Raw genomic sequence first — 24,116 nt, 5'->3', positions numbered from 1 at the left:
AGTGTCATGCCAGAGCTAGCCGCCCCGTCCGCCCTCCGCTTCGAACACCACCCCGCCGGCCGCCCGGTCCTCGGCATCGGAACCGCCACGCCGCGCCTGTCCTGGCAGGTCACGGCTGCTCCGGACGACTACCGCCAGGCACGGTACGAGCTGGAGCTCACCCGCGGCAACCGGACCGAGGTGCACGCGGCCGCCTCCGGCGAGCAGATCCTGGTGCGCTGGCCGGGTGCGCCGCTCACGGCCCGCGAGTCGGTGAGCGTACGGGTCCGCGTCGGTGACGACACCACCTGGAGCGGGTGGAGCGAACCGGCGGTCGCCGAGGCCGGCCTGCTGGACACCGCCGACTGGACCGCCCGGTTCGTCAGCCCCCGCGACATCGCCGGCCTGGAAGCCCCGGCCCCGATCCTCGCGAACTCGATCGAGCTGCCCGGCGAGGTGGTCAGGGCCCGGCTGTACGCCACCGCGCACGGCCTCTACGTGGCCCGGATCAACGGCGAGCGGGTCGGCGACGAGCAACTCGCCCCGGGCTGGACCGCCTACCGGCACCGGCTGCGCTACCAGACCCACGACGTCACCGCGCTGCTCCACGAGGGCCGCAACGACGTGGAGATCCTGCTCGGCAACGGCTGGTTCCGCGGCCGGCTCGGTTTCCAGGGCCGCCGCGCGATCTACGGCGACCGGCTCGCCGCCCTGGCCCAGCTGGAGGTCACCCTGGCCGACGGCAGCACCCACGTGCTGAACACCGACGGCTCGTGGACCGCCCGGGAGAGCCGGATCGTCGCCGACGACCTCTACGACGGCCAGAGCACCGACCTCACCCGCGCCGAGGGCGGACCGACCCCGGTGGATGTGCTCGACGCCGACCTGTCCCTGCTGGTCGCGCCGGACGGCCCGCCGGTCCGGATCACCGAGGTGGTGCCGGCCCGGACCGTGACCACCTCCCCCAGCGGCAAGACCCTGGTCGACTTCGGCCAGAACGTGGTCGGCTGGGTCCGGCTGCGGACAAAAGCCACCGGAGAGGTAACGATCCGGCACGCCGAGGTCCTTGAGGACGGCGAGCTCGGCGTACGGCCGCTGCGCACCGCCGACGCGACGGACACCTGGATCCTGGACGGCACGGAAACGACCCTGGAACCGGAGCTCACGTTTCACGGCTTCCGCTATGCCGAGGTCACCGGCGCGGAAGTGACAACGGCCGACATCGAGGCCGTCGTCGTCGGCTCGGACCTGCGCCGGACCGGCTGGTTCGACTCCGACCACGAGCTGCTCAACAAGTTCCACGACAACGTCGTCTGGGGCATGCGCGGCAACTTCGTCGACGTGCCCACCGACTGCCCGCAGCGCGACGAGCGGCTCGGCTGGACCGGCGACATCCAGGTCTTCTCCCCCACCGCGAGCTTCCTGTTCGACACCGCCGGCTTCCTCGGCAGCTGGCTCGCCGACCTGGCCGCCGAGCAGTACAAGGACGGCTCGGTCCCGTACGTCATCCCGGACGTGATCCGCCGGCCCGGCCCGGCCACCGCGGCCTGGGGCGACGCCGCCACCATCGTGCCCTGGGTGATCTACCAGCGCACCGGCGACCGCGACCTGCTGGAGCGGCAGCTGCCGAGCATGCGGGGCTGGGTCGACCGGATGGCCGCCCTGGCCGGGGACAACCTGCTGTGGGCGGGCGGCTTCCAGTTCGGCGACTGGCTCGACCCGACCGCACCGCCGGCCGACCCGTTCCGGGCCAAGGCCGACCCGGACGTCATCGCCACCGCCCACCTGGCCCGCTCGGCCGAGGTCGTCGCCCTGGCGGCCGAGGTGACCGGCGACGCCGACACCGCCCGGGAGTACGCCGAGCTGGCCGCGAAGGTCCGGGACGCGTTCGCCCGTGAATACGTCACCCCGGACGGCCGGGTGCTCAGCGACGCGGCAACGACGTACGCCCTGGCCCTGCAGTGGGCTCTGCTGCCCGAGCCGGAGCAGCGCAAGCACGCCGGGGGCCGGCTCGCCGACCTGGTGCGCACGGCCGGCTTCCGGATCAGCACCGGTTTCGTCGGCACCCCGCTGATGACCGACGCCCTGACCGACGCCGGGCATCCCGGTCTCGCCTACCGGCTGCTGCTGCAGACCGGGTGCCCGTCCTGGCTCTACCCGGTGACCATGGGCGCCACCACGGTCTGGGAGCGCTGGGACAGCATGCTCCCGGACGGCAGCATCAACCCGGGCGAGATGACCTCGTTCAACCACTACGCGCTCGGGGCGGTCGCCGACTGGCTGCACCGGCGGGTGGCCGGCCTCGCCCCGGGCGCCCCCGGTTACCAGCTCATCGAGGTGCGGCCGCTGCCCGGCCGGGCCCTGCGGCGCGCGGAAGCGCGGCATCTCACGCCGTACGGCGAGGCGTCCGTCGCCTGGCGGCGCGACGGTGGTGAGCTGCGGGTGGACCTCACCGTTCCGGTGGGTGCCACCGCGGTGGTCACGCTGCCCGGTCAGGACCAGCAGATCGAGGTACGCCATGGGCAGCACCACTGGACGCTTCCCGACCCGTACGCGCACGAGGAGCAACCGGCCGCCGACCCGAGCATCCGGCAGTTGATGGACCACCAGCCCAGCTGGGACCGGGTCGTCTCGGCCGCGGCCGAGGCGGGCGTGGCGGCCGACGAGGCCGCCCTGGCCGACCGGCTCAAGCCTTTCCTCGATGCGCCGGCGACGCAGATCGTCGACGCCGCGACCGCCGACGGGTTCGTTCCCGGCGCCGATCGCTTCCGCACCCTCCTGGAAAACGCATAATCCCTCTCTCCCCTCGGAGGAACCGATGAGAACACGGCACATAGCGATCACCCTGCTCGCCACCGCGTCGATGGCCCTGACCGCGTGCAGCGCGGGCAGCCTCGGCAGCAGCGACGATTCGGGCGGCGACGGCAAGGTCACCATCTCGTTCCTGTACGACAACGGGTCGGAGACCGCGAAGATCGGCGACCAGCTGGTCAAGGACTTCACCGCGAAGAACCCGAACATCACGATCAAGACCGAAACCCGGCCGCAGGGTACGGACGGTGACAACCTGATCAAGACGCGGTTGTCGACCGGCGACATGAGCGACGTGTTCATGTACAACTCGGGCTCGCTGTTCCAGGCCCTGGCGCCGGAGAAGAACCTGGCGCCGCTCGGCGACACCGAGAACATCGGCAACCTGGACAAGAACTTCACCACCACGGTCAGCTCGAACGGCAAGATCTACGGCGTACCGTGGGGCGGCTTCATGGCGGGCGCGATCCTCTACAACAAGGACGTGTACGCCAAGCTCGGCCTGCAGATCCCGAAGACCTGGGACGACTTCATGGCGAACAATGCCCAGATCAAGGCCGGCGGGGTGGATCCGGTGATCCAGACCTACGGCGAGACGTGGACGTCGCAGTTGTTCATCCTGGGCGACTACGCCAACGTGAACACCGCCGACCCGCAGTGGGCCGAGAAGTACACGAAGAACCAGGCCAAGTACGCCACCACCCCGGCAGCGCTGGCCGGCTTCCAGCACCTGCAGGATGTGCACGACAAGGGCTACGAGAACAAGGACTTCGCCTCGGCCAAGCTCACCGACGGCCTGCGCTACCTGGCGACCGGCAAGGGCGCGCAGTACCCGATCCTGTCCGCGATGGTCAGCCAGCTGATCGCCGACAACCCGGGCAGTGAGGACAAGGTCGGCCTGTTCCCGATCCCCGGCACCGACGCGGCGCAGAACAAGCTGACCGTGTGGAGCCCGAACGGCGTCTACATCCCCAGCAGCACCACCGGCGCGAAGCTCGAGGCGGCCAAGAAGTTCCTCGCCTTCATCGCCAGCACCGACGGCTGCAACTCGCAGACCACCGCCTCCACCCCCACCGGGCCGTACGCGGTGAAGGGCTGCACGGTCGGTGACAAGGTGCCGCAGGCGGTCAAGGACATGCAGGGCTTCATCGACTCCGGCCAGTCCAGCCTGGCCCTGGAGTTCCTCTCCCCGGTCAAGGGCCCGGCGCTCGAGCAGATCTGCGTCGAGGTCGGCTCCGGCATCCGCAAGGCCGACGCGGCCGCCAAGCTCTACGACGAGGACGTCAAGAAGCAGGCTCAGCAACTCGGGCTCGAGGGCTGGTAGGAACTGATCGTGGCAACCACCACCGTGCACCGGTCCGCCCGGACGCGCAGCGACGCGTCCGCGGCGGGCCGGGTACGGGCCCACAGCCCGTACACCAACTGGTTCTATCTCCCGGCGGCCGTGATCTACGGCGTGCTCTTCCTGGTCCCGACGGTGATCGCCTTCTACTTCAGCCTCACCCGGTGGAGCATCTTCGACTCCAAGTTCATCGGCTTCGACAACTACAAGACGTTCTTCCAGGAGCCGGCCCTGGTCAGCAGCCTCTGGCACACCCTGGTCTACGCGGTGCTGACGTCCGGCCTCAAGGTCGTCCTCGGTCTGGGCCTGGCCATGCTGCTGACCTCGCAGATCATCGGCCGGGGTTACCTGCGCTCGGTCGTGTTCTTCCCGGTGCTGGTCTCGACGATCGGGGTCGGCCTCACCTTCACGGTGCTGATGAACCCGGAACGCGGCCTGATCAACCAGTCGCTGGACCTGGTCGGCATCAGCGGCCCGGGCTGGCTGACCGACCCGTCCCTGGCACTGATCTCGGTCGGTCTCGTGGACGTCTGGAAGGGCGTCGGCCTGGCCACCCTGATCTACATCGCCGGGATCGTGTCGATCCCGCAGGAGTACTTCGAGGCGGCCCGCGTGGACGGGGCCGGGGCCTGGGACAACTTCCGGCACATCGTGCTGCCGCTGGCCCGGCCGGCCACCGTCACGGTCATCATCCTGTCGCTGATCGGCGGCCTGCGGTCGTTCGACCTGATCTGGGCGATGACCAAGGGCGGGCCCGGTTTTACCTCCGACGTCATCGCCTCGGTGATCTACAAGCAGTACCAGGCCGGCTTCTACGGGCTGTCCACGGCCGGGAACGTCGTGCTGTTCCTGGTGGTCACGGCGATCATCCTGCCGCTGTCGCGGTTCCTCAACCGCAAGGAGGTCGAGCTCTGATGCCGCGCAAGAACTTCGCGCTCAGCGCCGTCGCGATCCTGCTGTCGATCGTGGTGTTCCTGGTGCCGTTCGCCTTCATCCTGCTCACCGCGATGAAGACCCGGCAGGAGGCGTCGCTGCTGGACTTCAGCTGGCCCACCCAGTTCCGGTTCGTGCAGAACTTCATCGACGTCGTGCAGGCCCGCGACTACATGCTGATCATCGCGTTCATCAACAGCACCATCCTCACCGTCGCCAGCGTGACCCTGATGGTGGTGTTCGGGGCGATGGTCGCGTTCACCCTGCAGCGCAAGCGCTCCCGGTGGAACGGCCTGATCAACGGTTTCGTGCTGGCCGGCCTGATCATCCCGCCTGCGGTCGTGCCGACCATCTGGGTGCTGCAGAAGGCCGGACTGTTCCGGACGCTGCCCGGCCTGATCCTGGTCGAGATCGCGTTCGGCCTGGCCTTCGTCATCCTGCTGTTCCGGGCGTTCATCGGCACCATCCCGCGCGAGCTGGACGAGGCCGCGGTGATCGACGGCGCCGGCCCGGCCCGGCTGTTCTTCCGGGTGATCCTGCCGCTGCTCAAGCCGGTGATCGTCACGTCGATCGTGGTGCAGTCGGTGGCCGTCTTCAACGACTTCACCAACCCGCTGTACTTCCTGCCCGGCGACCAGAACGCCACCGTGCAGCTGACCCTCTACAACTTCTCCAGCCAGTACAACACCCAGTACAACCTGCTGTTCATGAACATCCTGCTGATCACGATCCCGCCGCTGATCATGTTCCTGTTCTTCAACCGGCAGATCGTCGCCGGCATGACCTCCGGCGCCGTGAAGGGCTGACACCGCTCGGTCCGGGCACTCGGTGCCCGGACCGCGGGACTTGTGTATACCGAGTATGCTACCGGGCATGAGCATCCGGCACGCACTGCTCGCCCTGCTGAGCGAGGGCCCGAAATACGGTCTGCAACTGCGCGAGGAGTTCGAGGCGCGCACCGGTGAGGTCTGGCCGCTCAACGTCGGCCAGGTCTACACGACCCTGCAACGCCTCGAACGCGACAGCCTCGTCGAGTCCGACGACGACGCCGAGCCCGGCCCGCAGAAGGGTTTCCGGATCACCGCCGGTGGCGCCGAGGAGCTGGCCGCCTGGCTGCGCACGCCACCAGACCTGTCGTCGCCACCGCGCGACGAGCTGGTCATCAAGGTCCTCATCGCGGTGCGCCTGCCCGGCGCCGACGTGCACGAGATCATCCAGGTGCACCGCCGGCACCTGGTCGAGCTGATGCAGCAGTGGACCCGGCTCAAGGAGGACGAGGGCGACCTCGACCTCGGCCTCGCCCTGGTCGTCGACGCCGAGCTGTACCGGCTGGACTCCCTCGTCCGATGGCTGGACACCGCGGACGGCCGGCTCAAGCGGGCGCCGGCGCCGGCCCGGACAGCGGCCCCGCAGATCCGCCGGCGGACCGGAGTGCGCCGATGAGCGCGGCACTGGAAATGCACGGGGTGTCCAAGACCTACCTGGACGGCACCGACGAGGTGCACGCCCTGCGCGAGGTCGACCTGACCGTCGAGCCGGGCCGGATGGTCGCCGTCATGGGGCCGAGCGGCTCGGGCAAGAGCACCCTGCTCACCATCGCGGGCGCACTCGAGACACCGACCGAGGGCGGGGTGCGGATCGCGGGGCAGACGCTCGCCGGGATGACCCGGGACGACCGGGCCCGGCTGCGCCGGCGCACCATCGGCTACGTCTTCCAGGACTTCAACCTGCTGCCCGGGCTCACCGCCGCCGAGAACGTGGCGCTCCCCCTCGAGTTGGACGGGCTCGCGGCCGGAAAGGCGCGCGCCGCCGGCCTGCGCGTGCTCGACGAACTCGGCCTGGCCGACCGGGCGTCCCGGTTCCCCGACCAGCTCTCCGGCGGCGAGCGGCAGCGGGTGGCGATCGCCCGGGCGGTCGTCGGGGACCGCCGGCTGCTGCTCGCCGACGAGCCGACCGGTGCCCTCGACTCGGTGAACGGCGAGGCGGTCATGCGCATGATCCTGAACGCCTGCAAGGGCGGGGTCGCGGCGGTCGTGGTCACCCACGACGCGCAGCTCGCCTCCTGGGCCGACCGGGTCGTGTTCATCCGCGACGGCCGCCTGGTCGACCACACCGCGCCCCGCCCCACCCCCGACACTCTGCTGCCCCGATGAGCCTCGCCCAGTTGGAGAGGCCGGCCGCGCACGGCGGGATGCCCGCCCGGCGGGCCGTGCTGCGGTGGGCGTGGCGGATGTTCCGGCGCGAGTGGCGCCAGCAGTCGATCATCGTCGGCCTGCTGCTGGTCGCGGTGGCGGCCACCACGGCCGGCCTCGGCATCGCCGCCAACGCTCCGTCCGACGCGGCCGCCTTCGGCACCGCCGACCACATCCTGACCACGAACGGCACCGTCGATCTTGCCGTCCTGCGCACGTCGTTCGGCACCATCGACGTGATCACGCACGGGGCGAAGATCCCGTCGCCCGGTTCCGCCGACGGCTTCGACCTGCGCGCTCAGGACCCCGCCGGACCGTACGGCCGGACGATGTTGCGGCTCGACCAGGGTCGATGGCCGCAGGGCCCGGGCGAGGTTGCCGTCACCGACCGGGTCGCGGCGGCCTTCCACCTGGGCGTCGGTTCCCGCTGGGACGCCCGCACCGTGACCGGCCGGGTGGAGAACCCGCTCGACCTGAACGACGAGTTCGCCCTGGTCGCGCCGGGCCGGATCACCGCCGTGGCGAGCACCGACGTCCTGCTGCGGGTGTCGGCGTCCGACCTCGACACGAAACCCCGGCCGGACAACCTCTCGATCCGGGAACGCTTCGGCGACGGCAACACCTCCAGCGTCCTGGTCCTCGCCTTCGCCACGATCGGGCTGGTGTTCGCCGGGCTGATGGCCGCGGCCGGCTTCACCGTGCTGGCCCAGCGCCGGCTCCGCGCGCTCGGCATGCTCGGCGCGATCGGCGCGAGCCACCGGCACGTACGCCTCGTCCTGCTCGCCGACGGCCTGGTCGTCGGCGCGGCCGGCGCAGTCGCCGGTGCCCTCGTGGGCGTCGCCACGTGGATCGCGTTCAGCCCTCGCCTCGAGGAGCCGCTCGCCCACCGCATCGACCGCTACCAGCTGCCCTGGACCGCGGTGCTCGTCGCCGTCGTCCTGGCCACCGGTACGGCCGTCGTCGCCGCCTGGTGGCCGGCCCGCGCCGCCGCCCGCACCCCGGTCGTCGCCGCGCTCTCCGCGCGACCGGCGCCGCCCCGCCCGGCCCACCGGTTCGCGGCCGCCGGCACCGTGCTCCTGGCCGCCGGGCTGGCCGCCGTGGTGCAGTCCAAGCACACCAGCAAGCCGCTGATCCTGGCCGGCGTCGTCGCCACCGCGGTCGCGCTGATGCTGCTCGCCCCGGTCGGCGTCGCCGCCATCGGATGGTTCGCGAGCCGCCTTCGGGTGGCACCCCGACTGGCCCTGCGCGACCTGGCCCGCTACCGCTCCCGCTCCGGCGCGGCCCTCGCCGCGATCGGGCTGGCCATCGGCATCGCCGCCGTGGTGACGCTCAGTGCCGGCGTCACGGTGGCGAAGGCGGCCGCACCGGCCGGCGGCAACCTGCCCGCCGACCAGATCATCGTGTGGCTGTCGGCGGAGAAGCTGAACGGGACGGTCCCGATCCTCACGCCGGCCCAGCTGACCGCGAAACAGGCCCAGGCCGAAGCGATCGCCGCCGGCCTGAACGCCACGGTGCTGCCCCTGACCGGCGCCGCCGCCGCCGACCTGCCGCCCGACCACGGCGGCCGGGCCGCCGTCATGCTCGGCAAGCCCACCGCCGTCCCCGGCCGGCCCGGCATGACCGGCTACCACGACGCGGAATCGATCCCGGTGTACGTCGCGACCCCCGAACTGCTCGCCCACTACGGCATCACCGCGACCGGCGCCGACCTGCTCACCCCGCGCGCCGACATCGACGGGTACGACGTGATCCACCGCAAGCGCAGCACCTGGCAACCCACCCTGCAGCACGTGTCGCTGCCCGGCTACACCTCGGCGCCGAACGTCCTGATCAGCACCGGCGCCATGACCCGGCAGGGGCTGATCCCGATGCCGGTGGGCTGGCTGCTCCAGGCGCCCGGCGCGATCACCGCGGGCGGGATCGATCGGGCGCAGCAGTCCGCGGCCGCCGCCGGGTTCAGCGTCGAATCCCGCCCGACCGGGGCCGACCAGGCCCGGGTGGCCACCTGGTGCACGGCCGGCGGCATCGCCGTCGCCCTCGGCGTCCTCGCCATGACCGTCGGCCTGATCCGCAGCGAGACCGCCCGGGATCTGCGCACGCTGACCGCCGCCGGGGCGCGGCGGCGAACCCGGCGGACCCTGACCGCCGCCACCGCCGCTGCCCTCGCCCTGGGCGGGGCGATCATCGGCACCGCCTGCGCCTACCTCGCACTGCTGGCCTGGTACTGGCGGGAGGCACACTGGCTGGCCCACCCGCCGGTGCCGGAGCTGACCGCGATCCTGGCCGGCCTGCCCCTCGTCGCCTACGCCGGCGGATGGCTGCTGTCCGGCCGGGAGGCCCGGGTGATCGGGCGGCAATCTCTGGACTGAACCGTGGTTGTAGCGGTTGCGCCGATTGGGTACTCCTGAGACATGCGGGCGCTACGGATCGGACTGGTGGTAACGGCGGTGGTCGCGGCCGGGTGTGGGCTCGCGCCCTCCACCCGGCCGGAGGTCGACTCGGCACCCACCGGGTCGTCCGACGATGTGGTGACCAAGTCGCTGCAGGACGTCGAGCGGTTCTGGAAGGCCACCTACCCGGACGTCGCCGGCGGGCAGGCGTTCACGACGATCCAGGGCGGCTTCCACCCGTACACCGAACGGACTCCCCCGCCCGACTGCGGCGGGCAGCCGTTCGAATATCAGCCCAACGCGTTCTACTGCCCCGACGGCGATTTCATCGCCTGGGACGCCCAGCAGCTCATCCCGCAACTGCAGGACAATTTCGGTCCGCTGCTGGTCGGGGTGGTGATGGCCCACGAGTACGGGCATGCCGTCCAGGCCCGGCTGGGCGACACCGACCAGCCCACGGTCGTGCTCGAACAGCAGGCCGACTGCTTCGCCGGCGCCTGGCTGGCCGACGTGCAGGCCGGCCGCTCGACCGCGTTCAAGAAACCGGACGCCGGTCAGGTCGACAACACCGTCGCCGGCATCCTGATGCTGCGCGACCAGCCCGGCACCCCCGCGCTCGCCGAGGGCGCCCACGGCAACGCGTTCGACCGGGTCCGCGCCCTGCAGGAGGGCGTCGAGCAGGGCGCCCGGAAGTGCGCCGGCTACCGGGAGGGCAACCTGCAGGTCACCGAGGTGCCGTTCAGCAGCCGCGAGGAGGCGGCCACCGGCGGCGACCTGCCCTACGACCAGGCGATCGAACTGCTCGCCAAGGACGCCCAGGACTACTGGGCCCGCACCTTCGGGTCGCTGCCCGGCGGCGGCGAATGGCAGCAGCTCCAGGTCCAGGGCTTCGCGGCGGGCTCCCCGCCGGACTGCCAGGACCCGGACGAGTCGGCCGAGGGGGCCGCGCTCTACTGCCCGTCCGGTGACTTCGTCGCCTTCGACAACTCCGACCTCGGGCCGAGGCTCTACCAGCGGATCGGCGACTTCGCCGTCGGCATGCTGCTCGGCGACCTGTTCGCCCGCGCCGCCCAGGACCGCCGCGGCGCCTCCACCAGCGACAGGAACGGCCAGCTCACCGTCGACTGCCTGGCCGGTTCGTGGACCAACGACCTGCTCACCCGGGACGACCAGGAGAACCAGGGGGTCCGCCTCTCCCCCGGCGACCTGGACGAGGCCGTGTCGGCGCTGCTCGCGTTCGGCCGCGCGGGGGACGACAAGGGCCTGTCGGCATTCGACCGCATCGCCGCGTACCGCAAGGGTGTGCTCGAAGGCCTCGGCGTCTGCGTCTAGGCCTCGCCGACGCGGGGTTTCGGGATGGTGGCCGTGGCCGGGACGGCCGCCGTCGCGCGGCCGTTCAGCACGGCCGCGACCAGGCCGAGCAGCACCATCGCGACGATCGCGTCGAGCCAGTAGTGGTTGCCGGTCACCACGACCACGAACAGGGTGATCGCCGGGTGGACCAGCCACAGCCAGCGCCACCGGCTCCGGCTCCGGGTCGCGCCGATCATCGCCAACGCCACGACGACGGCCCAGGCGACGTGCAGCGACGGCATCGCCGCGTACTGGTTGGTCAGGGTGTCCGTCGACGGCGAGCCGTAGACGGCCGGGCCGAACAGGCGGCCGGTGTCGACCATGCCGATCGCGGTGAGCATGCGCGGCGGGGCCAGCGGCATCAGCAGGTGCACGACCAGGGCGCTCGCGGTCAGCCAGGCGAGCAGCCGGCGGGTGGGCACGTAACGGTCCCGGCGCCAGATGTAGAGGAAGATCAGGCAGGCGGCGGTGGCCGGAAAATGGACGTACGCGTAGTAGCAGTTCGCCGTTTTGACGAGCCATTCATGGCTGAGGAACAGGTGCTGCAGGGAGTATTCGCTGGGCAGGTGCAGAATCCGTTCCAGATGCCACACGTGCTGGGCGTTGGCGAGCGCTTCACCGACATGCCCGTCGGCCGCGAGACGCCCGAACTTGTACGCGATGAACAGCACCGCCACCAGCAGAATCTCGCGAGCCGCCCGCTTGGCCTCCGCCCCCCTTTTCCCGATTTTTCGGGATCTCTCGGCGTTTGGAGCTTTCTCCTGCAGCAGGCTCATCCGCGTCTCCCCCTGGTCACGGCAGGCGTCCTGGTAACCCCTTGCCCACCGCCCCGGCGAAGATCGGAATCGGTGACCGGCCTGCGATCTTCGCAGACCCGCGCCACCCACCGGTATGACCCCCTTCACCTGCGATCCGCACGTCGTTAACCAGCACCCGGACGAACCACACCTATCGTCCGAACCGGTCATAGCGCCACGGCTCGCAGCGGCTAGGATCGCCGCGTGCCGGAGATCGTCGAACTGCTGGCCTCGCCGGTCCACCGCCTCCAGGGCCGCCCCTCGGACGGCCCGGCCCCCGCACCACCGGGCGAGCTGGTGCTGTCGGTGCGGATCCGCGCCGGTCTGGGCATCGTCGGTGACCGCTACTTCGGCCGACCGGCCCACCGCGACGCGAACATCACCGTGATCGCCCAGGAGTCCCTGCCACCCGGCGTCGGCCTGACCGAGGTGCGCCGCAACATCTTGGTCGCCGGCATCCCGGTCGACGACCTGGTCGGCGAGATCCTCACCCTGGACTCCGGCGACGGCCCGGTCCGCCTGCGGGTGAACCGCCGGGCGAACCCCTGCGCCTGGATGGACGTGACGATCGGCCCCGGCGCGTGGAAGGCCCTGCGCGGCAAGGGCGGCATCCGCTGCACCCCACTCGACGACGGCATCCTGCGGGTCGGCCCGGTGATCACGACGTCGCGGCCGTGACCAGGGTTGCGAGTCGCGCGGCCAGGCGGCCCAGGCCGTCGTGGGGCGGGCCGCCGGGCTCGGTCATGTAGCCGTCGCGGCGGATCTCGATCATCAGGGACGTGACGCGCGGGTCCTGCTGCCAGTGGTCGCCGGGGACGTAGCAGCCGGCGAACGGGGTGTTCAGGGCCACCTCGCCGAAGGCTGTCGTCGCGGCGGTGATCAGCGGCGGCGGGGTGTGGAACGGGTCGGTGCCCAGGCAGACCGGCGGGCGGGGGCCGGCGCCGTGCAGTTCATACGGGAGCGGGGCGGTGGGGTACGAGTGCACGTCCAGGATCACCGCGCGGCCGGTGGCCTCGACGCGGTCGGTGACCAGCTCGGCCAGCCCCCGGGCGTACGGGTGGTAGTGCGTCCGGAGCGCGGTCTCCGCCCGTACCGGATCGTCGTCTCGCAGCCGGCGCCCCGCGTAGCCGTGGGTATAGACGGCGCCCATGCCCACCGCCCGCATCTCCTCTTCCTCGCCGACGAAGCGTTCCGGATCGACCACCAGCCGGGACCAGAGGTTCTCGAAGATCCATGGGCGTCGCGCGGCGCCCTCGGCCGCTCGTGCGGCCAGGACGTCGGTGTGCGCGTCGGTGAGGTGGTCCAGTTCCTCCGTCAGCTCACTGCCGGTTATCAGCAGACTGTCGCGTGCCGCCGAGGTCAATGCCCGGGAGGCGTGCGGGACGTGCAGGATCACCGGGGACTCCGGGGCGCCCGGGCGGACGTCGAAGATCATCCGAGGAGGGTAGCCGCCGGCGCGCTGCGTGAGCTCGCCGGCGGCCGAGGCTCAGACCTGGGCGAGGGCCGAGCAGCAGGTGTTCACGATCAGGCGGGTGACGACGTACGGGTCGCAGTTGGCGTTCGGCCGGCGGTCCTCGATGTAACCCTTGCCGTCCTTCTCCACCTGCCACGGGATGCGGACCGAGGCGCCGCGGTCGGAGACGCCGTAGCTGTACTTGCTCCACGGCGCGGTCTCGTGCATACCGGTGAGGCGGTGCTCGATGTCGGCGCCGTAGCCGGCGACGTGCTCCTCGACCTTGCCCTCTCCACCGAGCGACTCGGCGGCCGTGATGATCGCGTCGTAGCTCTTGCGCATCGCGTTGGTGGAGAAGTTGGTGTGCGCGCCGGCACCGTTCCAGTCGCCCTTGACCGGCTTCGGGTCGAGGGTGGCGGACACGTTGTAGTCCTCGGCGATGCGGTAGAGCAGCCACCGGGCGATCCACAGCTCGTCGGCGACCTGCGGCGCGGCGACCGGGCCGACCTGGAACTCCCACTGGCCGGGCATGACCTCGGCGTTGATGCCGGACAGGTGCAGGCCGGCCTCGAGGCACAGGTCCATGTGCGCCTCGACGATGGCGCGGCCGAAGACCTCGTCCGAGCCGACGCCGCAGTAGTAGCCGCCCTGCGGGGCCGGGAAGCCGCCACCGATCGGGAAGCCGAGCGGGCGGCCGTCCTTGAAGAACGTGTACTCCTGCTCGATGCCGAAGATCGGCTCCTGGTCGGCGAACTTCTCCGCGACGGCGGCGCAGGCGGCCCGGGTGTTGGTCGGGTGCGGGGTGCCGTCGATCAGCAGGACCTCGCACATGACCAGGACGTTCTTGCCGCCACGGATCGGGTCGGGACAGGTGAAGACCGGCTTGAGCACGCAGTCGGACTTGTCGCCCGGCGCCTGGTTGGTGCTGGACCCGTCGAAGCCCCAGATCGGCAACTCGGCCCCGTCCTCCACGACCTTGGTCTTGGAGCGCAGCTTGGCGGTGGGCTGGGTGCCATCGACCCAGATGTATTCGGCCTTGAACGGCATGCGTCCGACCTCCTGATCGTGGTTTGCACGGAAGTTGCCGGACGGCGCTGGCTCGGCGGCGCCTAGGTTAGCGACTCGCCGATCGAGGCCGGAAACCGTGCACACCCTTTTAACCGCCCCGAAACACCCGTCAGGGATGAGGCCGCCCCGGTAGATCGCCGCTGATGATTCCCCGGACAACCCGCTGAGGGAGGGAGTCCGGCGTGAGCACGAAGGATGTGCCCGCACAACGGTCGCCGGCCGCACCGCGGCCGCGGCCCGTCCACTACATCTCCTGGATCGCGCTGGCGCTGATGACCACCAGCTCGGTGGCCAGCCTGCGTGCCGCACCGACCATGGCCGTCTATGGCCTGGCCTGCATCTTCCTCTACATCGTGCCGGCCATCGTCTTCCTGCTGCCGACCTCGCTGGTCTCCGCCGAGCTGGCGTCCGGCTGGACCGGTGGCGTCTACAACTGGGTCAGCCAGGGTCTGTCGAAGCCGATGGGCTTCCTCGCGGTCTGGTGCCAGTTCGCGATGACGATCTTCTACTACCCGAGCCTGCTGGGCTTCGTCGCCAGCACCCTCGCGTACGTCATCAATCCGGACCTGGCGTCGAGCGGGATCTGGACGGCGATCGTGATCATGGTCTGCTACTGGTCCGGCGTCTGGGTCTCCTCGCGCGGCACCGGCTCGGTGGCCGGGCTCGCCAGCGGCGGCCTGATCATCGGGACGCTGATCCCGGGCGTCGTCCTGGTGCTGCTCGGCACCGTCTTCCTCGGCCAGGGCAACGAGTCGGCGGCGCCGATGACGGCGGGCAATCTGCTGCCGGCCTGGGCCGGGCTGGCCAGTCTCGTGCTGATCGTCAACAACTTCCTGTCGTACTCCGGCATGGAGATGAACGCGGTGCACGTGGGCTCGCTGAAGAACCCGGGCAAGGAGTTCCCGAAGTCGATGTTCCTGTCCATGGGCCTGGTCCTGCTGATCTTCATCCTGCCGGCCCTGGCCATCAGCTGGGTGGTCCCGGCCGATCAGTTGTCGCTGACCGCGGGCGTGATGCAGGCGTTCGACGCCATGTTCGCCCAGTTCGGATCGCAGTGGCTGACCCCGATCGTCGGGATCATGCTGGTCGCGGCGTCGCTCGGCGGCATGCTCACCTGGCTGGCCGGCCCCTCCAAGGGCCTGCTGATGATCTCGCGCCAGGAGGGCTACCTGCCGCCGTTCCTGCAGAAGCTGAACAGGCGGGGCGTGCAGCAGAACATCCTGGTCACTCAGGGCCTGGTCACGACGGTGATCGCGCTGGCGTACGCGTTCATCCCGGACGTGTCCAGTGTGTACTGGATCTTCTCGGTGATCACCACGCAGGTGTACCTGATCGTCTACCTGCTGATGTTCGTGGCGGCCGTTCGGTTGCGGCGCACCCAGCCGGATCATCCGCGCGGTTACCGGGCGCCGATGCTGGTCGGCCTGTGCGGAGTCGGCTTCGCCGCCTCCCTCGCCGCCCTGCTGATCGGCTTCATCCCGCCGTCGCAGTTCGGGAGCGGCGACGTCGGGGTGTACGTGGGGATCGTCGCGGGCGGCGCGCTCGGGCTCGGCCTGCTCGTGCCGTACCTCTTCTTCCGCTTCCGCAAGCCGTCCTGGAAGACCGCTCAACCGGAGGAGGAGGTGGCGGCGTCGTGAGCGTCGTGACGGTGAACGACCCGCATCGTGAGCGCCGGATCACCTACTGGGTGCTGGGCATCATCTTCCTGCTGATGGCCGGCACCGGCGTGGCGATCTTCCACACCAACAAGGAGAGCGACGAATCCCTGGACAAGGCGGCCCAGCTGTCCGCCGCGCTCGCCTCGGCGGGCATCCGGGCGCCGTCCACCAACCAGATCGTGGGGGTGCTCGGCAACGACGGCGGCGCGGTCTGCGCCGACCCGGCGAGCGCGCTCAACAAGGGCATCCTCTACGGGCAGCTGACCAACGGAGCGGCCGGACCGGGACAGCGGCCGGTCATCGCCGACAACAACGTGCTCCACGGACAGCTGCTGATCATGAAGATCTACTGCCCGGACCAGCTGGCGAAACTCCAGGAGATCGCCGACGACCTGAAGCTGGCCGACGTGGCGTGACCCTCAGCACGATGTCGATGAGCCCGGCGTGGACGCCGGGCTCATCGGTATCTGGACCAGCGCGGGCCCACCTCGAGCCACTCCCGCTGCCAGTCCCGCATCCGCCGCCGGTCCAGCAGGAAGCGGCCCAGGAAGCGGATCGCCAGCAGGCCCAGGGCCAGCGCGAGCACCACGGCGACGGCCATCTCCACCGCCGCGGTCACCGGGCTGCGGCGGGTCGGCGGAGCGGCCACCGTCCCCTTCTCGTCCACCCAGATCGTCACCCACGCACCGGTCTGCATCTCCGGGCCGACGATCAGCGCGCCGGTGCGCGGCGTGCCGTCCGGCGCCTTCCACCGGGCGGCCGCCGCCGGCGACGGCGCCGACAGCAGCACGGCCCACACCTCGAAACGGTGCTGCCTCTCCCAGGCGCTCACCCGGGCCTGCTCCCGATAGGAGGTCCGGGCGGCGTGCCCGGCCAGCGAGCTGCCCACCACGGCCAGCAGGAGGAGCAGCACCACGTTGAGCCAGCCCTCGATCCGGTCCTCCCGGCGGCGCAACGGATTCCAGCCCCAGCACAGACGCGCAGCCAAACGTCGCATGAGACCGAGGATCGTGCGCCGGCCGGCCCGGGACTTCATCTCGGCGGAGTGATGTTCGGGCCGGGGGGGCGGGTCACCCCGACCGGATGAGGTGATCAACCGGCATCCGGCGGGACGGTTCGACGGTGGCCCGCCCGGGCCCGCGAAAGGAGCGAGACCGATGGCCATCGGACCCGTCCAGCTCATCGTGCTGGGCTTCACGCACCCCGACTTCCACGGCGAGGTGATCGCCGAGTTGGAGCGGCTTCGCGCGAGCGACGAGATCCGGGTGATCGACGCGCTCGCCGTCTACAAGGACCCGAAGGGTGAGATCGAGGTCGAGCACCTCAGCAACCTGACCCCCGACGAGGCCGTCGAGCTGGGCAGCAAGGTGGGCGCGCTGGTCGGTCTCGGCATCGCGGGTGAGGAGGGGCTGGAGATGGGCGCCGCGCTCGGCGCGGTCGCGGCGGCCGACGGCGTCCGCATCTTCGACGACGGTCAGGCTTGGGACGTGCTCGCCGAGATCCCCGACGACAGTGCCGCCGCCCTGCTGCTGATCGAGCACCAGTGGGCGGTGCCGCTGCGCGACGCCATCGCCCGGGCCGGCGGATTCCGGCTCGCCGACGGCTTCGTGAGCCCGCTCGACCTGGTCGGCATCGGCCTGGTCACGGCGGAGGAGGCGGCCCAGCTCGACGAGCTGGAGAACGCCGCCTCGGCACCGTCGTGAACCAGTTCGGCCGACTACGCGACGCGATGGTGGGCGCCGCCTTCCAGGCCGTCGACGCCACCGATCTGGCCCTGGCCGCGCTGCGGTTCAGCGTCACGCACACGGTGGTCACCTCCACCGCGTCGACCCGGCAGCGGCTGACCGACCTGGCCGGGCGCGGCGCCACCGAACGGGCCAGGGCGCAGCATCGGGCCGCGCAGGCGCTGGACACGGCGGTCGTCGCGCTCGCCACCTCGGCCGTCGTGGACCGGATGGTCGATGCCCAGCTGGAACGGGTGCTGCGGCCCCTGGTCCGGGGCATCCTCGACGACGTGCTGTCGATGCTGGAGCAGGAGCCGGACCGGATCCAGGCCCTCGTCCGCGGTCAGCGCGACACGATGGTCGACGAGCTGATCGGCCGGATCCGCAGCGGCGCAACGGCCGGCGACGAGGCCGTGGACCGGCTGACCGCCCGGGTGCTGCATCGCGAACCGCTCTGACCGGCGGATCCTCCCCCGCGGATGAAAAGTCGCCGCGGGGGTCCGGGCACATTTTCCGTACCGCATACGAATAGAAACATGTCAACGGCTGCGAGCCTGATTGGCTTCGCGTAGTGACAGGGTTACTCAGCGCTTAATCCGTTTCGGACGATGCGAAACGCCGTTGCCCCGGACCACGATGATCCAGTCATTCGAAGCCCGTGCCTGCGGAGGGAGCATTGTGACAGCTGAGCTCGTCATCCCGGCACCGCTCTCGACCCCGGTCGAGTCCCGTGCCACCGGCGGCGATCCGTTGCTGCAATCAAAGTTCGCCATGCCGGAACCACCCAGTTTCCTGGTCGCCCGGCCCCGCCTGACCGAACGCCTGGCTCGTGGGGTCCGTGAGCCGGTGACCCTGGTGGTCGGCCCCGCCGGCGCCGGCAAGACTCAGCTCGTCGCGGCCTGGGCCGCCGACGGCAAACCCGGCTATCCGATCGCGTGGGTGACCCTCGAGGAGGAGGACCGGCAGTCCGACACGATGTGGGCCTACCTCCTCGGAGCGCTCCGGCGGGCCGGCGTGGAGATCTCGGCTTCGCTGACCGCGCCACCCGGCGCGACGGCCGAGCGCTCGTTCCTGGTCCGCCTGGCCGCCGCCCTGGCCGAACAGCCCGCACCCGTCGTGCTGGTGCTCGACGGGGTGTCCAACCTGGCCGGTCAGCAGTGGGCCACCGATCTCGAGTTCGTGCTCCGACATACCGGCCGCATGCTGCGGCTCGTGCTGGTGGGCCGATGGGACCCGCCGCTGCCGCTGCATCGCTATCGACTCGCCGGCCGCCTCGAGGAGATCCGCAGCGAGGACCTCGCCTTCACCGCCGAGGAGGCCACCGAGCTTCTCGCCCTGCACCGTCTGCCGCTGAGCCGGGGCGCGACGGCCTCCCTGCTGCAGCACACCGAGGGCTGGGCCGCCGGGCTGCGGCTGTTCGCCATGGCCCTGAAGGACAGCGGCGACGCCGAGAGCCTGGTCGCCACGATCACCGGCAACGAGGCCACCATCGCCGAGTACTTCGTCGACGAGGTGCTGCGCATCCAGCCTCCGCACGTGCGGACCTTCCTGCTGGAGACCAGCATCCTGGACACCTTCACGCCGGAACTGGCCGGCGCCGTCACGCAGCGGTCCGACGCACAGTGGCTGCTGGCCGCACTGTGCCGGCAGAACGCCTTCGTGCAGCCGGCCGGCGACGGGCTCTCCGCGTACCGATGCCATCGCCTGTTCGCGGAGCTGCTGCAGGCCCAACTCAGCCGGGAAGCGCCGGATCTGATCCCGGAGCTGCACCGGCGCGCGGCCAGCTGGTTCGCCGGCACCGGGCAGGCGATCGAGGCGGTCGCGCACGCCGTCGCCGCCGGCGACGGGGCGATGGCCGCCGCGATCGTGGTGGAGGACTTCGCGGTCGGGCGACTGCTGGTGGAGGGCCGGCGAGGCCGGATCGGCGAGCACCTGTCCATCGCGTCACCCGATGTGGACAGTCCCGAGGGCGCGGTCGCCGCCGCCGCGCTGGCCCTGTCCGTCCGGGACGTCGACACGGCGGCCGCCCACCTGGACCGGGCCGAGGAACTGATGATCAGCCGGACCACCGGGTACACCCCCGCGCTGGCGCTGGCCCATCTGGTCACCGGCGTGGTGCTGGCCCGGCTGCGGGACGACATCGCCGGCGTACTGCACGCGGCCTCCGCCGCCGAGGACCTGCTCTCGCAGATGCCGGCCATCCATGCCGACCGGCACCGCGAGCTGCGGGTGCTGGTCCTCGGAGCCAAGGGCGACGCGCAGAGCCGGCTCGGCGCGGTCGACGCGGCGGCGGTCACCCTCACCGAGGCGGCCAACGCGGCCACCGGCACTTTCGACCAGGTGCACATCGGGGCACTGTCCCACCTGGCCCTGATCGAGGCGCACCGCGGCCGGCTACGGCACGCCGAGAAGCTGGCCGACCAGGCCACCGAGCTGGCCGATCGACTCGGGCTCGACCCGGCCAACCGGCCGGTCGGCGCGGAACTGGCACTCGCCTGGGTGGCGATGGAGCGGTACGACATCGACACCGCCGGCCGCCACCTGCGGGCCGCCGACCCGCGCCGGATCCCGCCGGCCGACGGAATGATCCACGCCGCGTTCGCGCTGATCCGCTCCCGCCGCCTGCAGGCACGCGGCGAGCTGCGCAGCGCACTCACCGCGCTCGGGGACGCGGCGCCGGCGCCCGGCGGTCTGGCCGCACCGGCCTGGCTCACCCGGCAGCTGACCCTGACCAGGGCCCGCCTGCTCATCATCATGGGCCGGCCGGACGAGGCCATCGAGATCCTGGCCGGCCTGGCCGACCCGGGCGCCGACGACGCGGCCGTCGTCACCGCCGCCGCGCTCACCGCCGGTGGCGACACCGACCAGGCCCACGAGATCGTGCAACCGCTGGCCGGCGCGGCGGGGGTCGCCGCACCGGTCAGTCTGGAGGCATGGTTGGTGCTGGCCACGGTCGCGGCCCGGCGGGGCGAGCTCGACGACGCCCGCGCCGCGCTGCGGCAGGCGCTGCGGGCGGCCACCCCGGAATCGCAGCGGCGTGCGGTCCAGCAGGTATGGGCCGATCTGCGCCGGGTGCTGCGCGACGACGACGAGCTGGCCGCGCTGTACCGCCAGTTGCAGGGTGCGCCGGCCATCGACCGGCCGGCCCTGAACTCGGGCGGGGCCATCGTGGTGTTCGAGCAGCTCAGCAAGCGTGAGATGGAGGTGCTGGAGGGAATGGCGGCGATGCTGCCGACCGAGGAGATCGCCGCCACCCTGTACGTCTCGGTGAACACGGTCAAGACGCACGTACGCAGCATCCTGCGGAAACTCTCCGCGTCGCGGCGCAACGAGGCGGTGCGGCGGGCCCGCGCACTCGGCCTCATCTAGGTCCGATGCGGCCCCCCGCCCTGCCCGGGTGGTTGCTGGCGTCGTGGTTCGGCCGAACCGTGCTGCACTGCTTCACCGGTGTGCTGCGGGTGCAGATCTTCGACCGGGCCATGACCCTGGCCGCACAGGCCTTCACCTCTATCTTCCCACTGCTGATCATGCTCGGCACGCTGCTCGGCACCAAGTACAGCGCCGGGCTCGCGGACTCGCTGGACCTGCCGGAGACCTCCCGGCGACTGCTCACCGAGGCACTCACCGATCAGGGGATCAGCCCGTTCGGCGTGGTGAGCGGCCTGATCGTGCTGGTCTCGGCGACCGGGCTGGCCCGGGCCATGGTGCGCACCTACGCCGCGGTGTGGGACGTGGGCAAGGTGCGGTCCGGGGTGGGCGCGGCCGCCCGCTGGGTGGTCACCGTGCTCATGCTGAGCGCGTTCGCGATCATCAGCAAGCTCAGCGGGCACATCCCGCTGCCGCAGGCGGCCCTGCTGGTGGCCGACACCGTGATCGCCGTGACGCTGCCGATGATGCTGCTCGGCGGCGCCGTGCCGGCCCGCCGGCTGATCCCCGGCGGGCTCGTCTTCGGGGTGGCCATGCTGTTCGTACGGCCGGCCGGGCACCTGTACCTGCCGCGCGCCCTGCGCGCCAGCGACGAGCGGTACGGCACGATCGGCTTGGCCTTCACCTACATCGGCTGGCTGTACGTCATCTCGTTCTGCCTGATCGCGGCGGCGGTGATCGGCCAGGTGCTCGCCGCGGACCCCGGGCCGGCCGGCCGGATGATCCGCGGCGAGACCCGGCTGTCAGTGGCGATACGCGGCGGTCAGTTCCTTGCCGTGCACCGCCACCGCGTACAGCGAGACCAGGCTGAAGCCGATGGCGATCACCGACCAGACCGGATAGACCGCCACGAAGGCGAAATTGATCAGCAGGGCCACGAGGGCCAGCCCGATCGCGGTGAACCGGGCCCAGACCCGCCCGAAGATCAGGGCGCCACCGACCACCATCAGGGCGATCCCCAGCAGCAGGTGCACCCACCCCAGAGCGGACAGGCCTACGTCGAGCAGCAGGTCTGAGCGGGTGCCCGCGAGGGCCTCGGGACGGAACAGCGCGAGCGTCCCGACCGTGATGTGCGCGCCGCCGAGCAGCACCATGATCAGCCCACCGAACAGGACCCACGCCACCCAGGCGCTCGCCTCGCTTTTCTCCACAATCATGCGTCCAGCGTCGCCCGCGAGGGTTCGGGAGCGTTCATCCCACTCGGATGAGGTCGGTCCATCGGCATCTCGCGATGCTCGACCCCATGACCACCCCCTACCGGCCCGCGGGGTCTCCCCCGCGGCCAGCACTCAACACCGGCCGGCTGTGGGCCGGCGGCGCCGCCACCGCCGCGGTGGCCGCCCTCATCGCGATCTGCGGCATCCTGTTCGGACGCGGCATCTTCGACGTCGAGATCCTCGCCCCCAAGGGTGAGGGCGTCTGGGGCGATGCCTCCACCGGCTGGTACGCGGTCGGCGCCGGCGTGGCCGCGCTGCTCGCCACCGGCCTCGTCCAGCTGCTCATCCTCACCACGCCCCGGCCGATGCGATTCTTCGGCTGGGTGATCGGGCTGGCGACGGTGGCCGCCATGCTGGCGCCGTTCGTCACCGACGCGTCGCGGGGATCCCGGTTCTACACCGCCGGACTCAACCTCGTGCTGGGTATTGCGATCGGCACGCTGGTCGCCGGTGTCGCGAAGAGCGCACTGCGCCCGGTCCTGGCGGCCCCCTCGATGCGGCCGGCTCCGCCGCCGCCCTACCGGTGATGGCCCAGCACGCGGCGCGCTCCGGCGGCGGCCTCACCAGATGGATCGGGTGGATCTTGTTCATCGGCATCGTGATGATCATCAGCGGACTGATCGGCCTGATCCAGGGCCTGGTGGCCCTGTTCGACGACGACTTCTACCTGGTCACCGCGGCCGGGCTGCCGATCGGCACGGACTACACGATCTGGGGCTGGACCCTCGTCGCGTTCGGCGCGCTGCTGATCGGCGCCGGTTACGCCCTCCTGTTCGGCCACACCTGGGCCCGGCTGATCGCCCTGGTCGTCACCGCCGTCAACGCGTTCATCAACCTCGCCTTCCTGCCCGCGTACCCGATCTGGTCGGTGCTCGCCATCTCGCTCGACCTGATCGCCATCTACGCCATCGCGGTGCACGGCGCCGAGGCCAAGCTGCTCCGGCCCCGGCGGGAGTGACGCCGTGGCCGTGCGGATCCGCCTGACGCACGACACCGCCGAGGGCACCGCGGCCGGCATCTACGGACTCATCGTGAGCTCGTCGGTGCTGGTCACGGCGCACGCCCGGACCGCGGCCGCGCTCGACGCGATCGTGCTGGTGACGCTGGCCATCTACTGGGTGGCCGAACGGTACGCGCGGATCGTCGCCGAGCGGATCCACGAGGGACACCGGCCACGGTGGCACGTGATCCGCGAGCAGCTCACCAGCGGGTGGGAGATCATGAGCGCCTCGGTGCTGCCGCTGATCGTCCTGCTGATCGCGCGGGCCGCCGGCGCCGGGATGAACCTCGCCATCCTGGCCGCCCTGATCTGCAGCACCGTCCTGCTCTGCCTGGCCGGCTGGCGGATGGGCGCCCGGCTGCACCCCGCCGAGCGCGTGGTGGCCACGCTGATCGCCGGCACGTTCGGCGCCGCGATGATCCTCCTCAAGATCCTGCTCCACTGACACCTCACCAGATCAAACGATCAAGGCCTTTCCGGTACGGGCAACACCGTCAACAACCGCAACCGCCTCCGACCGCCGCCACCCCGCGACCAGCCTGCAACACCGGCACGTGCCGCGTCTCTCGCGCAACGAGACACCCACCCCGCAGGGCCGGCCGGTATCCCGCATCGCGGGCCTTTGCTCCCACCTTGCGGGCGACGCTTCCACATCGTGGCCACGGCACCCGGGCATGCCGCTTATATCCGGCAGCAACCGGGCGGCCCGTGGCGACTCTGTCGAGTTTCCACCCGCTGGGTGCCGTACTTCTTCAAGATCTGGACTTGCTGGC

22 protein-coding genes and 1 pseudogene are annotated in these 24,116 nt (G+C 71.1%); 18 read left to right on the top strand and 5 right to left on the bottom strand.

Annotation, left to right across the window (positions count from 1 at the left end; all coding sequences use genetic code 11):
* Positions 1-6: 6 nt before the first annotated feature.
* The 8 genes from Ato02nite_RS38640 (at position 7) to Ato02nite_RS38605 (ending at position 10,979) form a co-directional block, all read left to right on the top strand.
* Entirely contained in the window at positions 7-2,772 is a 2,766-nt protein-coding gene (locus Ato02nite_RS38640; RefSeq protein WP_213011650.1) for an alpha-L-rhamnosidase, read from the top strand.
* A 25-nt stretch (positions 2,773-2,797) separates the two neighbouring features.
* The gene (locus tag Ato02nite_RS38635; RefSeq protein ID WP_213011649.1) at positions 2,798-4,114 is read left to right on the top strand and encodes an ABC transporter substrate-binding protein; all 1,317 of its coding nucleotides are present in this window, start codon (positions 2,798-2,800) and stop codon (positions 4,112-4,114) included.
* Between the two features lie 9 nt (positions 4,115-4,123).
* Complete coding sequence (locus Ato02nite_RS38630; RefSeq protein WP_213011648.1) at positions 4,124-5,047, top strand: carbohydrate ABC transporter permease; 924 nt, start codon at positions 4,124-4,126, stop codon at positions 5,045-5,047.
* Entirely contained in the window at positions 5,047-5,871 is an 825-nt protein-coding gene (locus tag Ato02nite_RS38625; protein WP_213011647.1) for a carbohydrate ABC transporter permease, read from the top strand. Before Ato02nite_RS38630 ends, Ato02nite_RS38625 begins: the two co-directional genes overlap by 1 nt.
* A gap of 67 nt (positions 5,872-5,938) precedes the next feature.
* On the top strand, positions 5,939-6,508 hold the full coding sequence (locus Ato02nite_RS38620; protein ID WP_213011646.1) for a PadR family transcriptional regulator: 570 nt from the start codon (positions 5,939-5,941) through the stop codon (positions 6,506-6,508).
* Positions 6,505-7,218, top strand: a complete 714-nt coding sequence (locus Ato02nite_RS38615) for an ABC transporter ATP-binding protein (RefSeq protein WP_213011645.1) — start codon at positions 6,505-6,507, stop codon at positions 7,216-7,218. Before Ato02nite_RS38620 ends, Ato02nite_RS38615 begins: the two co-directional genes overlap by 4 nt.
* Positions 7,215-9,626: an FtsX-like permease family protein gene (locus Ato02nite_RS52690; RefSeq protein ID WP_213011644.1), complete on the top strand. Its 2,412-nt coding sequence runs from the start codon at positions 7,215-7,217 to the stop codon at positions 9,624-9,626. The genes Ato02nite_RS38615 and Ato02nite_RS52690 overlap by 4 nt, the downstream gene beginning before the upstream one ends.
* A gap of 42 nt (positions 9,627-9,668) precedes the next feature.
* Positions 9,669-10,979 carry a neutral zinc metallopeptidase gene (locus Ato02nite_RS38605; RefSeq protein WP_213011643.1) on the top strand — a complete coding sequence of 437 codons (1,311 nt, stop codon included), beginning with the start codon at positions 9,669-9,671 and terminating at the stop codon, positions 10,977-10,979.
* Here Ato02nite_RS38605 and Ato02nite_RS38600 read toward each other — a convergent pair.
* Positions 10,976-11,776, bottom strand: a complete 801-nt coding sequence (locus Ato02nite_RS38600) for a phosphatase PAP2 family protein (protein ID WP_213011642.1) — start codon at positions 11,774-11,776, stop codon at positions 10,976-10,978. The two genes, Ato02nite_RS38605 and Ato02nite_RS38600, sit on opposite strands and share 4 nt — an antisense overlap.
* A gap of 225 nt (positions 11,777-12,001) precedes the next feature.
* Here Ato02nite_RS38600 and Ato02nite_RS38595 point away from each other — a divergent pair, with 225 nt between their 5' ends.
* The gene (locus tag Ato02nite_RS38595) at positions 12,002-12,475 is read left to right on the top strand and encodes a molybdenum cofactor biosysynthesis protein (protein ID WP_213011641.1); all 474 of its coding nucleotides are present in this window, start codon (positions 12,002-12,004) and stop codon (positions 12,473-12,475) included.
* Here the strand turns inward: Ato02nite_RS38595 and Ato02nite_RS38590 are convergent.
* The gene (locus Ato02nite_RS38590) at positions 12,456-13,232 is read right to left on the bottom strand and encodes an N-formylglutamate amidohydrolase (protein WP_213011640.1); all 777 of its coding nucleotides are present in this window, start codon (positions 13,230-13,232) and stop codon (positions 12,456-12,458) included. The two genes, Ato02nite_RS38595 and Ato02nite_RS38590, sit on opposite strands and share 20 nt — an antisense overlap.
* Before the next feature lie 51 nt (positions 13,233-13,283).
* Complete coding sequence (gene glnII, locus Ato02nite_RS38585; protein WP_213011639.1) at positions 13,284-14,297, bottom strand: glutamine synthetase; 1,014 nt, start codon at positions 14,295-14,297, stop codon at positions 13,284-13,286.
* A gap of 203 nt (positions 14,298-14,500) precedes the next feature.
* Between glnII and gadC the strand changes: the two genes are divergently transcribed.
* Both gadC and Ato02nite_RS38575 read left to right on the top strand, forming a co-directional pair.
* Positions 14,501-15,955, top strand: a complete 1,455-nt coding sequence (gene gadC / locus Ato02nite_RS38580; protein ID WP_246607945.1) for a glutamate/gamma-aminobutyrate antiporter GadC — start codon at positions 14,501-14,503, stop codon at positions 15,953-15,955.
* Positions 15,952-16,392, top strand: coding sequence for a hypothetical protein (locus tag Ato02nite_RS38575; protein WP_246607944.1), 441 nt, complete (start codon positions 15,952-15,954; stop codon positions 16,390-16,392). The genes gadC and Ato02nite_RS38575 overlap by 4 nt, the downstream gene beginning before the upstream one ends.
* Before the next feature lie 41 nt (positions 16,393-16,433).
* Here the strand turns inward: Ato02nite_RS38575 and Ato02nite_RS38570 are convergent, their stop codons facing one another.
* On the bottom strand, positions 16,434-16,973 hold the full coding sequence (locus tag Ato02nite_RS38570) for an Rv1733c family protein (protein WP_213011638.1): 540 nt from the start codon (positions 16,971-16,973) through the stop codon (positions 16,434-16,436).
* A 160-nt stretch (positions 16,974-17,133) separates the two neighbouring features.
* Here Ato02nite_RS38570 and Ato02nite_RS38565 point away from each other — a divergent pair, with 160 nt between their 5' ends.
* The 4 genes and pseudogenes from Ato02nite_RS38565 to Ato02nite_RS38550 all read left to right on the top strand — a co-directional run.
* On the top strand, positions 17,134-17,679 hold the full coding sequence (locus Ato02nite_RS38565; protein WP_213011637.1) for a hypothetical protein: 546 nt from the start codon (positions 17,134-17,136) through the stop codon (positions 17,677-17,679).
* Complete coding sequence (locus tag Ato02nite_RS38560) at positions 17,676-18,158, top strand: hypothetical protein (protein ID WP_213011636.1); 483 nt, start codon at positions 17,676-17,678, stop codon at positions 18,156-18,158. The genes Ato02nite_RS38565 and Ato02nite_RS38560 overlap by 4 nt, the downstream gene beginning before the upstream one ends.
* A 220-nt stretch (positions 18,159-18,378) precedes the next feature.
* Entirely contained in the window at positions 18,379-21,069 is a 2,691-nt protein-coding gene (locus tag Ato02nite_RS38555; RefSeq protein ID WP_246607943.1) for a winged helix-turn-helix domain-containing protein, read from the top strand.
* A gap of 5 nt (positions 21,070-21,074) precedes the next feature.
* A pseudogene (locus Ato02nite_RS38550) lies at positions 21,075-21,809 on the top strand (YhjD/YihY/BrkB family envelope integrity protein); the annotation flags it as partial.
* 60 nt (positions 21,810-21,869) lie between these two features.
* Here Ato02nite_RS38550 and Ato02nite_RS53365 read toward each other — a convergent pair.
* Positions 21,870-22,220 carry a DUF7144 family membrane protein gene (locus Ato02nite_RS53365; protein ID WP_438873104.1) on the bottom strand — a complete coding sequence of 117 codons (351 nt, stop codon included), beginning with the start codon at positions 22,218-22,220 and terminating at the stop codon, positions 21,870-21,872.
* A 149-nt stretch (positions 22,221-22,369) separates the two neighbouring features.
* On the opposite strand from Ato02nite_RS53365, the gene Ato02nite_RS38545 reads away from it, so the two are divergent.
* The 3 genes from Ato02nite_RS38545 to Ato02nite_RS38535 are packed head-to-tail and all read left to right on the top strand — an operon-like array spanning position 22,370 to position 23,788.
* Complete coding sequence (locus tag Ato02nite_RS38545; RefSeq protein ID WP_213011633.1) at positions 22,370-22,870, top strand: DUF6069 family protein; 501 nt, start codon at positions 22,370-22,372, stop codon at positions 22,868-22,870.
* The gene (locus Ato02nite_RS38540; protein WP_213011632.1) at positions 22,870-23,301 is read left to right on the top strand and encodes a DUF7144 family membrane protein; all 432 of its coding nucleotides are present in this window, start codon (positions 22,870-22,872) and stop codon (positions 23,299-23,301) included. Before Ato02nite_RS38545 ends, Ato02nite_RS38540 begins: the two co-directional genes overlap by 1 nt.
* Positions 23,302-23,305: 4 nt before the next feature.
* Positions 23,306-23,788: a hypothetical protein gene (locus Ato02nite_RS38535; RefSeq protein ID WP_213011631.1), complete on the top strand. Its 483-nt coding sequence runs from the start codon at positions 23,306-23,308 to the stop codon at positions 23,786-23,788.
* Positions 23,789-24,116: the final 328 nt, after the last annotated feature.

Origin of the sequence: Paractinoplanes toevensis (assembly GCF_018332695.1) — a bacterium.
GTDB classification, from domain to species: Bacteria; Actinomycetota; Actinomycetes; order Mycobacteriales; family Micromonosporaceae; genus Actinoplanes; species Actinoplanes toevensis.
Note: the sequence above shows the minus strand (reverse complement) of the source record. Positions and strands in the feature narration are given on the sequence as shown.